At 69.3% G+C, this 13173-nt stretch carries 11 protein-coding genes; 4 read left to right on the forward strand and 7 right to left on the reverse strand.

The window, feature by feature from the left end; all coding sequences use genetic code 11:
• Positions 1-121 precede the first annotated feature (121 nt).
• Positions 122-874, reverse strand: a complete 753-nt coding sequence (locus tag CNO20_RS13300) for a CPBP family intramembrane glutamic endopeptidase (RefSeq protein WP_101296602.1) — start codon at positions 872-874, stop codon at positions 122-124.
• 229 nt (positions 875-1103) lie between these two features.
• Between CNO20_RS13300 and folP the strand changes: the two genes are divergently transcribed.
• Both folP and CNO20_RS13310 read left to right on the forward strand, forming a co-directional pair.
• A complete protein-coding gene (gene folP / locus CNO20_RS13305) occupies positions 1104-3551 on the forward strand; it encodes a dihydropteroate synthase (RefSeq protein ID WP_101296603.1) in 2448 nt (815 codons plus the stop codon).
• A 220-nt stretch (positions 3552-3771) separates the two neighbouring features.
• Entirely contained in the window at positions 3772-4056 is a 285-nt protein-coding gene (locus CNO20_RS13310) for a DNA-directed RNA polymerase subunit L (RefSeq protein ID WP_101296604.1), read from the forward strand.
• A 117-nt stretch (positions 4057-4173) separates the two neighbouring features.
• On the opposite strand, the gene CNO20_RS13315 is transcribed toward CNO20_RS13310, so the two are convergent.
• The 4 genes from CNO20_RS13315 to CNO20_RS13330 form a co-directional block, all read right to left on the reverse strand.
• Positions 4174-4788, reverse strand: a complete 615-nt coding sequence (locus CNO20_RS13315) for a DUF1684 domain-containing protein (RefSeq protein WP_101296605.1) — start codon at positions 4786-4788, stop codon at positions 4174-4176.
• Positions 4789-4952: 164 nt separating this feature from the next.
• The gene (gene hisF, locus CNO20_RS13320) at positions 4953-5765 is read right to left on the reverse strand and encodes an imidazole glycerol phosphate synthase subunit HisF (RefSeq protein WP_101296606.1); all 813 of its coding nucleotides are present in this window, start codon (positions 5763-5765) and stop codon (positions 4953-4955) included.
• A gap of 72 nt (positions 5766-5837) precedes the next feature.
• Positions 5838-7568, reverse strand: a complete 1731-nt coding sequence (locus tag CNO20_RS13325) for a glycoside hydrolase family 13 protein (protein WP_101296607.1) — start codon at positions 7566-7568, stop codon at positions 5838-5840.
• 291 nt (positions 7569-7859) lie between these two features.
• Complete coding sequence (locus CNO20_RS13330) at positions 7860-9620, reverse strand: glycoside hydrolase family 13 protein (RefSeq protein ID WP_101296608.1); 1761 nt, start codon at positions 9618-9620, stop codon at positions 7860-7862.
• A 185-nt stretch (positions 9621-9805) separates the two neighbouring features.
• Between CNO20_RS13330 and CNO20_RS13335 the strand changes: the two genes are divergently transcribed.
• Positions 9806-10042 (forward strand): DUF7550 family protein, encoded by a 237-nt coding sequence (locus CNO20_RS13335; protein ID WP_101296609.1) that lies wholly within the window; start codon positions 9806-9808, stop codon positions 10040-10042.
• Between the two features lie 175 nt (positions 10043-10217).
• Positions 10218-10934, forward strand: coding sequence for a dolichyl-phosphate hexose transferase (locus CNO20_RS13340; protein WP_101296610.1), 717 nt, complete (start codon positions 10218-10220; stop codon positions 10932-10934).
• A 25-nt stretch (positions 10935-10959) separates the two neighbouring features.
• Here the strand turns inward: CNO20_RS13340 and CNO20_RS13345 are convergent, their stop codons facing one another.
• Both CNO20_RS13345 and CNO20_RS13350 read right to left on the reverse strand, forming a co-directional pair.
• A complete protein-coding gene (locus tag CNO20_RS13345) occupies positions 10960-12585 on the reverse strand; it encodes a GMC family oxidoreductase (protein WP_101296611.1) in 1626 nt (541 codons plus the stop codon).
• The gene (locus tag CNO20_RS13350) at positions 12582-13130 is read right to left on the reverse strand and encodes a gluconate 2-dehydrogenase subunit 3 family protein (RefSeq protein WP_101296612.1); all 549 of its coding nucleotides are present in this window, start codon (positions 13128-13130) and stop codon (positions 12582-12584) included. The genes CNO20_RS13345 and CNO20_RS13350 overlap by 4 nt, the downstream gene beginning before the upstream one ends.
• Positions 13131-13173 lie beyond the last annotated feature (43 nt).

Below are 13173 nucleotides of genomic sequence, written 5' to 3' on the forward strand. Positions count from 1 at the left end.
TGAGCGGAGCGAAGTCGCGGCGCGTCAGGTACTCCCTCGCTAGCGCTCAGTCGTGCCTGACGCCCGAAAGAGGAGCGTCAGCGAGTCCTTCGGCGTTTCCGCCGCGGTCAGTGGCGGTCGTTCACACGCTCGCGAGCACCGTCACTAGCACGACGTGGACGGCCACGTCGGCGCCGAAGTGGGCGACCATGGCGGCCTCGATTCCCTGTTGCCAGTAGAGCCAGCCGAACACGATCCCGGTGACGCCGTTGAGGACGACCGTCCGGGAGACGACGAGCGGCGTGAGTTCCGTCACCTCCGCCATCAGGGGGAGGTGGGCGAACCCGAAGGCGATCGCCGCGAGGACGATGCACGCGCCGACCGCCTCCGGTCGGGGGTCGCCTTCGGGCGTCCTGACGATCTTCCACGACGCCCAGACGAGCAGCGTCAGAAAGCCGAACCGGAGCAGGAGCTCCTCGAACAGTCCGCCGTAGAGCGTCGCGAAGGCCCGCTGCCACAGCGGCGGAAAGACCCTCGTCGCGCCGTCGCCGATCAGTTCGGCGAACAGGCTGTCGACGAGAAAGATCCCCGCGCCGACGGTGACGCCGGTCGCGAACGAGTTCCGCAGCCGACCGACCGCCGACGCCGGACGCTCGGTGGTGAGGAGCGCTGACACCACCGGCGCTCCGAGACCGACTTTCGGACCGAGGGCGACGCCGATCAGGACCGCGACGGCGAGAACGACCCCCGCCTGGACGGTCACGACGACGACCGTCCCGCTCGTTCCCACCACCGACACCGGCGCGGCCGACAGCGCGTACGGAAGCCCGGCGAGGAACCCGACGATACCGGCGAACCACAGGACGACGAACAGCCTCCACGTTCCCGAGTCCATCCTCCGAAAAGACGATTCTACGATACATCAAATCGAGGGTGAGTTTCTCCCCGATGAGCGTGAATCAAGCCGCGTCTCACGCGGTGCAAAGTCGTCGCGGACAGCGCCGTCGAGGGGGTGAGCGCGCGACCGATCGCTCACCGCCGGTGGCGCACCGAAGCGCCGAAGGCCGCGGTTCGAAAACGGCCAGTTCGTTACCCTAAAGCGGCGGCGCTCTGACTGTCGATGCATGGAGTATCACGAGGCGGCGGACTTCCTGTTCGATCTTCGTCGGTTCCGGGTGAAACCCGGGACGGAGTCCGTCCGCGATCTGCTCGCACACCTCGGCGACCCGCACGAGGGCGTGCAGTTCGTCCAGATCGCGGGCTCGAACGGGAAGGGGAGCACCGCCAAGATGGTCGAATCTATCCTCCGCGAGGACGGTTACCGGGTCGGTCTCTACACCTCACCGCACCTGGACGACGTCCGCGAGCGGATCCGCGTCGACGGACGGAAGATAACCCGATCCGCGCTCTGTCGGTTCGTCGAGGAGGCGAAGCCCTTCCTGATCGAGCGCGCGGCCGCGGGCGATCCGCTCACCTTCTTCGAGGTCGTGACCGCGATGGGCCTGTGGCGGTTCGGCCGTTCCGGGGTCGACGTGGGCGTCCTCGAAGTCGGCCTCGGCGGGGAGTTCGACGCGACGAGCGTCGTCGATCCGGCCGCGGCCGCGGTCACGAACGTCACGCTCGAACACACCGCGGTGCTCGGCGACACGATCGAGGAGATCGCGACGACGAAGGCGCGGATCGCTCCCCCGGACGCGCCGCTCGTCACCGCCGCGACCGGGGACGCCCTCGCGACGATCGGGAACGTCGCCGACGAGGTCGTCACCGTCGGCCGGGACGAGGACGACCCCGACGTGACCGTCGCGTACGGCGGCCGGGAGAACCACACCGAGTCGCGGGTCACCGTTTCCGGTCCCGACTGGTCCGTCGAGACGCGAATTCCGTTGCTCGGAGCGTACCAGGCGCAGAACGCCGGTATCGCGTGCGTGCTCGCCCGCCAAGTGGCTGACGCGTCGGAGGGGACGCTCGCCCGCGGGCTTCGAAACGCTCACTGGCCCGGTCGCTTCGAGGTGATGGAGCGCGAGCCGCTCGTCGTCCTCGACGGGGCACACAACCCCAGCGCGTGCGCCGAGCTCGCGGCGGTGCTCTCCGAGTTCGACTACGGCGACCTCCACCTCGTGTTCGGCGCGATGCACGACAAGGATCACCGGGGGATGGTCGAGTCGCTCCCGACGCCCGATTCCGTGGTGACGTGCAGGCCGAACCTCGATCGGGCCGAGGATCCCGAAGTGCTGGCGCGCGTCTTCAGAAACGCCGGCGTCGACCGCGCGACTGACGCCCGCGCCGTAGCCGACGCGCTCTCGACGGCGTGGAACCGGGCCGCACCCGGCGACTGCGTGCTCGTCACCGGATCGCTCTTCTGCGTCGCCGAGGCGCGGACGACGTGGACGCGCGCGGCGATACCGAAGCGAATTCGCGGCTTAGACGGGGCTCGGGAGGCGTTGGAGGGCGCCAGCGTCCCTCCCGCCGGCGTCAGGGAGGCGAGGGGGGAGGCCGTCCACCGGGTGATCAAGACGCGGGTCGAACGTCGACAGGCGAGGCGCCTGAAGGAGGCGCTTCTCGACCTCGGCGGCGAGTGCGCCGTCGGCGGTCCGAGGAGCGGCGGCGAACTCGCCGACGTCGTGCTGATGGGGACGGACGCCCAGTTCGAACAGCTGGTCGACGCGCTCGACGATCGACCGACCGGCCTCGATGGCCTGGCCGACGACCTCCGTCGCCGGCCGGACGTGGAACCGTCGTCCGAACCCGGCGGGTATCCCTGGGAGGACGGCACCGCCGTGATGGGGATCCTCAACGTCACGCCGGACAGCTTCCACGACGGGGGCGAGTACCTCGACCTCGACGCCGCCGTCGCGCGCGCGGAGGCGATGGTCGACGCAGGCGTCGACATCATCGACGTGGGGGGTGAGAGCACTCGACCGGGCGCGGAGGCGGTCCCCGTCGACGAGGAGATCGAGCGCGTCGTTCCGGTCGTCGAGGCGCTCGCGGACCTCGACGCGCTGCTCTCGGTCGACACGCGGAAGGCGGACGTCGGCCGCGCGGCTCTCGATGCCGGCGCGGACATCCTCAACGACGTGACCGGCCTCGAAGACCCGGAGATGCGCTTTCTCGCGGCGGAGCGCGAGGTCCCCGTCATCGTCATGCACAGCATTGACGCGCCGGTGGTGCCCGAGAAGGACGTCGAGTACGACGACGTCGTCGAGGACGTGATCGCCGAACTCGGCGAGCGGGTTCTGCTCGCGGAGAAGGCGGGGATCCCCCGCGAGCGCGTCATCGTCGACCCCGGACTCGGGTTCGGTAAGTCGAAGGCGGAGAACTTCGAGATCCTCGGCCGTCTCGGCGAGTTCGACGCCCTCGGCTGTCAGGTGCTCGTCGGCCACTCCCACAAGTCGATGTTCGAACTCGTCGGCGCGGAGGCGGGCGACGGCCTCCCGGCGACGATCGCGGGGACCGCCCTCACGGTCGAACGGGGCGCGGACATCGTCAGGGTGCACGACGTGGCCGAGAACGTCGCCGCCGTCCGCGTCGTCGAGGCGGCCGACTCGCCCGAGCGGTTCGAAGAGGCGAACTGATCGGTCCCCCTCGGCCGCATTGCGTACTGACGGCACCTCGGTCCGACGCGCCGCGGCGTGCCGTGCTTCCGCGGACCGCGGCGCGGTCGTCGTCAGGTCACACGGATTCTGGCCGCCTTTTCCGGGATAAATCTCCGCCGGGGTGCCGTCGAGCGGGGCGGACGGTTCCGTCCTCCGCGGATACGAAACGTTGAAACGGGCGACGACTGAAGGAGGAGCCATGGAACTGCGGGTCATCGAGAAGACCGACGAGGAACTCCGCATGGAGATCGCCGGCGAGGACCACACCTTCATGAACGTCCTCAAGGGGGCGCTGCTCGAAACCGAAGGCGTCGCCGCCGCCACCTACGACATGAACCCGGAACAGTCCGGGGGGCAGGTCGATCCGATCCTCTCGGTGAAGACCGAGGGCGGGATGGATCCGCTCGACGCCGTCGCCGCCGCGTCGAGCCGCATTCGGGACACGACCGCCGACCTCCGGGACGCCTACAGCGCGGCGATCTGAATCCGCGACGCAGAAGGCGGCTCGTTCGCGGTTCGAACTGAGGGCCGAACGAACCGGAGCGTACCGGATTGGCCGAGAAACCGTTCCCTCGACGCCGAAATCCGAGATCCGCGGGAGCTACGGCCGCGACTCACCCGGCTCGTAGCTCTCCGAGGTGCGGTACGTCTTCTCGCCGGCCTCGATCCGCACGTCGAGCCAGTTCTCCATCGGCACGAGCGGGCACTCGTAGCGCTCGGAGTACGCGCAGAACGGATTGTACGCGAGGTTGAAATCCAGGACCCACGCGCCGTCGTCTCCCCTGTCGTCGCTCGTGTCGAGGTCGAGGTACCGGCCCGCGCCGTAGGTCTCCTCGCCGCTCGTCGCGTCCCGGAACGGGACCCAGAGGCCCCCTTCGTCCGGATCGGACTTGTACGCGTGGAGGACGCACTCCGCGCCGTCGCCGGACTCGTCGTTCTGCCCTCCGGGGACCTCGAAGTGGAACTCGCCCCAGTCGACGTACTCTCTCTCCCCCTCCGTGGTCGTCGCTATCGCGATCGTCTCCTTGTCCTCGTCGTCGTGCTCGTGAAGCGGTATCTCGAACCGGAAGGCGGGATCGGGCGGGAAGTACTCGAGCCCCGTGAACGACTCGCGCTCGTCGGGGGGCAACGGCGAGTGCGGGTGGTCGCGGAAGTACTCGTCCTTCTCGCGACGGCGGCGTTCGACGGACTCGTACCATTCGTCGGGAGCGCTCATGACAGTTGAGTGGTGAGCGGCGGAGGAGTATCAACGTTCGCCGGCCGTGCGCGGTCCGCGACAGTCGCGTCGAACCGATCGTCGAGTCGATCCGGTCGGTGCGTCGACCGCCGCGTCCTGACGCCGGATGCGTGCGGCGGTGTCGGCGGCGACGACGCGGAGGCTCAGAGCCGAACCGGCACGTCACGGTCGGCGAGGTACTCCTTGACCTCGCGGATCGTGTACTCCTCGAAGTGGAAGATCGAGGCGGCGAGGGCGGCGTCGGCGCCGGCGTCGGCGAACACCTCGTAGGCGTCCTCCGGGCCGCCGCAGCCCGAGGAGGCGATGACGGGCGTCGAGACGCTGTCGCAGACCGCCTTCGTCAGCGGCACGTCGTAGCCGTCCTTCGTGCCGTCGGCGTCGATCGAGTTGACGAACAGCTCGCCAGCGCCGCGCTCCTCGGCCTCCTTCGCCCACGCGACGACGTCGACGTCGGTCCCTTCGCGGCCGCCCTTGACGGTGCACTCGAACCAGCAGGACTCGCCGTCGACCTGCGCGTAGTACTCGCCGTCTTCGTCGAACCGCCGCTGCGCGTCGACGCTGATGACGATGCACTGGCTGCCGAACGCGGTCGCGCCTTCGGTGACCAGTTCGGGGCGGGAGAGCGCCGCCGTGTTGATCGAGACCTTGTCGGCCCCGGCGCGCAGCGTCTCCTTTATGTCCTCGCGGGTCCGGATGCCGCCCCCGACGGTCAGGGGGATGAACACCTCGTCGGCCACCTTCGAGACGGTGTCGAGCATCGTCTCGCGGCCGTCGGAACTCGCGGTGATGTCGAGGAAGACGAACTCGTCGGCCCCGGCCTCGTTGTACCGCTTCGCCATCTCGACCGGGTCGCCGGTGTACTTCAGATCCTCGAAGTGGACCCCGGTGTAGACGGCGGCGTTCCCGTCCTCGTCGAGGTCGACGTCGATACAGGGGATAATTCGCTTCGTCAGCATTCGCTACCGGGAGTTCGCGGGTGCCGGGTTTGACGGTTTCGACTACGGCGACAGTTCCGTTCCCGCGCCGCGTCACCCGGTCAGGCGGTACACCCGCGCCTCCCACGGGCGGAGTTCGACCGGCTCGACCGCGCTCGCGGCCGCCTCGTAGTTACAGATCAGGAGCTCGGCGTCCTCGCCGTCGAACTCGGCGGGCGGGTCGAATCGGGGCCGGCCGTCGCCGAAGTTGAGGACGACGAGCGCCCGCTCGTCGCCGCGCGTCCGCGCGTACGCCCACACCTCCTCGTGTTCGGCGAGCAGGAGGTCGTAGTCGCCGTAGACGAGGACGTCGTGCTCCTCCCGGAGTTCGACGAGCCGCCTGTAGTAGTGCCACACGGAGTCCTCGTCCGCGCGGGCGCGCTCGGCGTTGATCCGCCCGCGGTTCGGATTGACGGGGATCCACGGCTCGTCGTCCGTGAACCCGGCGCGCTCCCCGGACGACCACTGCATCGGCGTCCGGGCGTTGTCCCGGCTGCGGTAACGGACGAGGTCGAGCGCCTCCTCCCGCGTCTCAATCCGGCCGTCGAGCTTCGCCGTCGCCACGTTCTGCAGCGTGTCCACGTCCCGGACCTCGTCGAGGCTCTCGAACGGGTAGTTCGTCATCCCGAGTTCCTCGCCCTGGTAGACGTACGGCGTCCCCCGAAGGGTGTGGGTGAGCGTCCCGAGCAGCTTCGCGGACTCGCGGCGGTACTCGCCGTCGTCGCCGAACCGGGACACCATCCGGGGCTGATCGTGGTTGTTCAGGTGGACGCTGTTCCACCCGTCCTCCGCCAGGCCGCGCTGCCAGTGGGTGATCGTCCCCTTCAGCTCGCGGACCGTCCACTCGCCGCGGTCCCAGCGGCCGTGGGGGCCGAAGTCGAGGCGCAGGTGGTCGAAGTTGAACGCCATGCTCATCCCGTCGCCGTCCTCGCCGACGTACTCCCTCGCCTCCTCGACGGAGAGGTCGACCATCTCGCCGACGGTCATCACGTCGCGCCCGGCGAGGACGCGGTCGTACATCTCGCGGAGGAACTCGTGGATCCGCGGCCCGTTGACGAACTGTTCCGCCCCGCGGACGACGGCACCGTCGTCCTCGCCGTCCGGCAGCCCCTCGGGCTTGGAGATGATGTTGATCACGTCCATGCGGAACCCGTCGATCCCCTTCCCCAGCCACCACTCCATCATCTCGTAGATCTCCTCGCGGACCGCCGGATTCTCCCAGTTGAGATCCGGCTGCTTCTCGTCGAAGATGTGGAGGTACCACTCGCCCGTCGCCTCGTCGTAGGACCACGCCGGGCCGCCGAAGAACGACTCCCAGTTGTTCGGCGGGGCCTCGCCGTCCGGCCCCCTGGGGCCGCCGTCGCAGTCGACCTCGCGCCCCTCCCGCCAGATGTAGTAGTCGCGGTAGTCGCTGTCCGTCGACTGGCGCGACTCGCGGAACCACTCGTGCTCGTCGGAGGTGTGGTTGACCACGAGGTCCATGACGAGCTTGATGTCGCGCTCGTGGAGGCCCGCGAGCAGCTCCTCCCAGTCGTCCATCGTCCCGAACTCCGCGGCGACGCTGCGGTAGTCGGCGATGTCGTAGCCGTTGTCGGCGTTGGGCGACTCGTAGACGGGGTTGAGCCAGACGACGTCGATTCCCAGCTCGTCGAGGTAGTCGAGCTTCTCGACGATGCCCGGAATGTCGCCGATCCCGTCGCCGTCCGAGTCGTTGAAGCTGCGCGGGTAGATCTGGTAGACGATAGATTCCTTCCACCAGGACCGTTCTGAACTCGGACCAGTCATTACGATCGCTAGCCCGCAGACCGATCTTGATTCCGTCGATTTTGAAATTCGCAATCGAGTTAAAAATTCGTCGAAGACTCCGCCTCCGCTCCGACGGATCGATCGGGCCGGAACAGCTCCTCCCGACGCCACCGACCCCGCGGGAGCGGCGACGGGCACTCGACGAACGACGAACGCGCCCGAGGAAGGATATCGGGGCGCGACGCGACGAAAAACGAGCGGTCGGCGACGGGCGCGACGACGGGCCGGCGAGGAGCCCCCGTCCTCAGGCCGCCTGCGCTTCCGTCGTCCTCAGGCAGCGTGCCCTTCCGTCAGGTAGTACACCCGCGCCTCCCAGGGGCGGAGGGTGAACGATTCGACGTCGGTCCCGGCGTCGCCGTAGTTTCCGATGAGCAGTTCGGCGGCGTCGCGGTCCGCGTCGACGCGGTCGGGCAGGTCGAACGCCGCCTCCTCGGACGAGAAGTTGAGCGCCACGAGCAGGCGTTCGTCGCCGAGCGTCCGGGTGTACGCCCAGATCTTCTCGTGGTCGGAAAGGAGCAGGTCGTAGTCGCCGTAGACGATCACGTCGTACTCCTTCCGGAGCCGGATCAGATCGCGGTAGTAGTGCCACACGGAGTCCGCGTCCGCGCGGGCGGCCTCGACGTTGACCTCGCGGCAGTTCGGGTTCACCTTGATCCACGGCTCGCCGTCGGTGAAGCCGGCGTTCTCGCCGCCGGTCCACTGCATCGGCGTCCGGGCGTTGTCCCGGCTGTTCGCCCACAGCCCCTCTTTGACCTCCTCGAAGCTGTCGATCTCGCCGCCGTCGAGCGCGCTCCGCACCGGGTTGAGCGTCTCCACGTCGCGGAACTCGTCGAGGCTCTCGAACGGGCAGTTCGTTATCCCGAGCTCCTCGCCCTGGTAGACGTACGGCGTCCCCTGGAGGGTGTGCAGGAGCGTCCCGAGCAGTTTCGCGGACTCGCGTCGGTACTCGCCGTCGTCGCCGAACCGCGAGACGATCCGCGGCTGGTCGTGGTTGCCGAGGTAGAGGCTGTTCCACCCGTCCTCCGCGAGGCCGTACTGCCACTTCGAGAAGACGCCCTTCAGGTCGGTGAGATCCCACTCCGCCGTCTCCCAGATCCGTCCCGCGCGGTCCAGGAGGACGTGCTCGAAGTGAAACAGCATGCTCAGTCCGTCGCCGTCCTCGCCGACGTACGTCCGCGCCTCGTCGATCGGCATCCCGTCGCCGATCATCTCCCCGACCGTCAGGAGGTCGCGCCCGGCGAGCACGCGGTCGTTCATCTCCCGCATGTACTCGTGGATCCGGGGGCCGTCGATCGTTCCCCCGAGGTCCGAGTCGTTCGTCGGCGGGTCGTGCGCGGTGACGCTCTCGGGTTTCGAGACGAGGTTGATCACGTCCATGCGGAACCCGTCGATCCCCTTCTCCAGCCACCACTCCATCATGTCGAACACCTCGTCGCGTACCTCGGGGTTCTCCCAGTTCAGGTCCGGCTGTTTCACGTCGAAGAGGTGGAGGTACCACTCGCCCGTCGCCTCGTCGTACTCCCAGGCGGGACCGCCGAAGAACGACTCCCACTCGTTCGGCGGGGCTTCGCCCTCGGGGCCCTTGTGGCCGGTCCACCCGTCGACGTCGGTCCGGCCCCGCCGCCAGATGTAGTAGTCGCGGTAGTCGCTGTCCGTCGACTCGCGGGATTTGCGGAACCACTCGTGCTCGTCGGAGGTGTGGTTGACCACGAGGTCCATGATGAGCCTGATGTCGCGCTCGTGGAGGCCCGCGAGCAGCTCCTCCCAGTCGTCCATCGTCCCGAACTCGTCCATGATGGCCCGGTAATCGGCGATGTCGTAGCCGTTGTCGGCGTTGGGCGACTCGTAGACGGGGTTGAGCCAGACGACGTCGATTCCCAGCTCGTCGAGGTAGTCGAGCTTCTCGACGATGCCCGGAATGTCGCCGATCCCGTCGCCGTCCGAATCGTTGAAGCTGCGCGGGTAGATCTGGTAGACGACCGCCTCCTTCCACCACGCGCGGTTGACGTCTTCCGCCGTGTGACTGCTCATTCGTCTCGATGCTCACGCCCCTCGCATTTAGCAATTGTTGGCGACGGGCGACGACGGGGGCGACGGGGGCGACGAGGGGCCGCGACGGGGCGAGGCGGACGTCGGTCTCGCGTGCAACGTCGGCGGGAACCCGCGGGCGCGACGATTCGCCTGTGTTTTTGTAGGGCGCGCCCGTAGCCAATCGCATGAGCGATCCGCACGACTCCCGGCCGACGAGCGAAGGAGGAGACCAGAGCGTTCCGAGCGAACGCCGCGAGGAGGCGGAGACGGACTTCGAACACCAGGAGGCCGAGGACACGACGGCCGGCCCGCGGTCGACCGCGCCGCAGAGCCCGTACTCCATGCGCCAGGTCGGAATCGGGTTCGCCGTGCTGCTCGTCGGCCTCGCGATCACGTTCGGTATCCCGCTCGCCCTGACGTAGGTTCCGTTCGTCCCCGGGCGGGTTTCGTTCGTTCCGACGCGAGTTCGACTCGCACACGGAACCCCGCTCGCCCTCGGGGGAGACGGCCGCTCCCGGCCGCGGCATCCGCGGTTCGGACGCCCGCCGTTTTCGGCCAACCTAAAAATTCAAGTTCCCGCTCGGATACCGGGAGGTAATGAGCCACACTCTCGACCGCGAATCGCCCGCCGAATACACCTTCGACGACGTGAGCGTCGTCATGGGAACCTACGACGAGGAGGCGGCGATCGGGACCGTGTTGGACGATATCGAGCGGGCCACGGACGGCCGGGCCGAGGTCGTCTGCGTCGACGGATCCTCGGACCGGACGCCGGAGATCGCCCGGGGCCGCGGCGCGCGCGTCGTTCGCCAGCGCCCCAGGGGGTACGGCGTGGCCGTCCGCGCGGCGCTTTCGAACGCGAGTCGACCCGTGATCGTCACCACCGACTGCGACGACACGTATCCGATGGACCGGCTCCCCGACTTCCTCGACGCGATCAACGACGGCTACGACGTGGTGAGCGGCGACCGCCTCTACTACGGCGCGGAGGCGATGCCGGCGCTCAACCGGCTCGGCAACCGCGCGTTCGCGGCGCTCGCCAGCGTCCTGACGGGTCGGCGCGTCCACGACACGACGACCGGCATGCGCGCCTACAGGCGCGAGGTGATCGAGCGGATCGAGTGGACGGAGAACACGGGACTGTCGGCCGAGCTGCTCATCCGGCCGATCGCCCGGGGGTACGCCGTCCGCGAGCTCCCCATCGACTACCGCGAGCGCGCGGGCGAGACGAAGCTCGACCCGATCTCCGGCGGCGCGGCCATCGCCAAGTCGATCGCGAAGGTCTGTCTCGAAGAGCGCGCCCGGAAGCGATAGCCGGCCGCCGTCCCGTTTCCGCCGCTCAGAGCGTCGCGTCCACGCGCTCGGCCGCCCGCAGCGCGAGCGCCGCGATCGTCAGCGTCGGGTTCATCGCGCCGCCCGTCACGAAGACGCTGCTGGAGGCGATCCAGAGGTTGTCCAGGTCGTGCGTCCGGAGCTCGGGGTCCACGACGCTCTCTTCGGGGTCGGTCCCCATCCGGGTCGTCCCCATGTGGTGGAAGGCCGGCCCCGTGTTCTCCGGGCCGACCGTCCAGGTGATCTCGACGCCCAGCTCGTTCAGAATCGCCCGCTGGATCTCGTTGGCGCGCTCGATGGTGCGCCTCGTCCGGCCGTCGATGCGCCAGCGGATCGCCGGGACCGGGTTGCCGCGGTCGTCGGTCCGGGACGGGTCGAGGGTGATCCTGTTTTCTGCCCGCGGGAGCTGGCCGACGAGCGCGCCCATCCCGATCTCGTTGCCGTACGCCTCGCGGAGCGACGCGAGCAGGTCGTCGCCCCACTCGTCGGCGGAGAGCGCCATCTCGACCGGCGACGGGCCGGCGTAGTTCAGAAACTCCAGTTTGAGGGGGGCGAAGTCGGCGTCCGCGCCCGGGATGCCCGCGGTCGCCCTCCCGGGATCGTCGTAGAACTGGTGGCACTCGCTCGTGATGAACCCGACGTGGTTCTGCCGCGTCGGCTCGTCCAGGCGGCCGCCCATCCCGGCGAACAGGTGGTCCATGAAGTACCGGCCGACCAGGCCGCTCGAATTGGCGAGCCCGTCGGGGTGCTTCTCCGACTTCGAGAGGAGGAGCAGGCGAGGCGTCTCGACGCCGCCGCAGGCGACGACGAACCGCCTCGCCTCCTGTCTGTACGTCCTGCCGTCCGGCGTCGCGTAGACGGCCGCCTCGACCGTCTCGCCGGCCCGGTCGTGTTCGAGGCGCTGGACCGGCGCCCGGTCGACGACGCGCGCCCCCGCCTCCTCCGCCCTGGCGACGTGCACCTCGGCGGTGTACTTCGCCCCCGACGGACAGACGGGCTTGCAGGTGCCGTACCCGACGCAGCCGCCCCTGCCGTCGTACGGCTCCGAGTTGCGCGCGTTCGGCACCGAGTGCGTGACCACGCCGAGTCGCCCGCACGCCTCCGCGAACAGCGAGTCGGCGTAGGAGGGGCGGAAGCCGGGCATCGGAAACGGCTCCTCGCGCGGCGGGGCGAAGGGGTTGTCGTCCGCGCCGGCGACGCCCAGTTCGGCCTCGGCCCGCGCGTAGTACGGCCGGAGGTCGCGGTAGCCGATGGGCCAGTCGTCCGCCACGCCGTCGCGGCTCCGGCGTTCGAAATCCGACTCGTGCAGGCGCATCACCATCCCCTGCCAGTGGAGCGTCGATCCGCCGACGCCCTTCACGCGGGCGGCGTTCAGCGGGTAGCGCCGCTCCCCGGTCGACGTGAACGCGTCGCGCTCGCCGCCCATCTCCCAGACGGCCCCGCCGCCCGGGCGGATGCTCCGCTCCATCTGTTCGAGCCGCTCGTCGGGGTCGAACCGGCGGCCGGCCTCCAGAACCACCACGTCCCGGCCGCGTTCGGCGAGCGCGGCCGCGATCAGCGCCCCCGCGGGGCCGGAACCGACGACGCACACGTCGACGCGGTCCGACGGCCTCCGATCCGCTCCCGGATTCATCTCTCGGGTCCCCGCCTGTAGCTCTCGGTTCCGCCCGGGTACCCCTGCGGGTTCTCGATGCCGACGAGCCTCCCGCCGGCGGGCGACGCGTAGAAGGCGTAGAGGAGTTCGTTCACGAGGTAGTACCGCAGGCGCTCGGGGTCGAGCCCGTCCGGGTTCGGCTCGGCGGTGGCGACGCCGACCTCGCGGAGCAGGCCGTCCCTCGCGCCGCCGTCGAGCGCGGCGTACCGCCCGCCGTACCAGCTCTCCGCGTACGAATCGAGCGTCGAGAGGGCGCTCTTCACCCCTTCGGCGTACGCCCGGCGGTCGCGGATCCGGCCGACGACGTACGTCTCGACGAACGCCGGGACGCCCGTCGCTTCGGAGGGGTAGAGGGCGGTCGCGACGGCGGCGAGCGTCTCGACCTCCCGGTCGTCGAGGGCGGCACCGTCGCGGTTCCCGCCCTCCTCCGCGCGGAGTTCCTCCCAGGTGAGCGCCGCTCCGCCGCCGAGCACCACCCCGCCGGCCGCGAGCGCGGCCAGCGCGTCGCGTCGCGTCAGCTCCATCGGAGCCGGATTAGGCGAGCCTAAACTTATGAGTTGCCATGTT

The sequence above is a fragment of the Halegenticoccus soli genome (assembly GCF_002844195.1).
Classification (GTDB): Archaea; Halobacteriota; Halobacteria; order Halobacteriales; family Haloferacaceae; genus Halegenticoccus; species Halegenticoccus soli.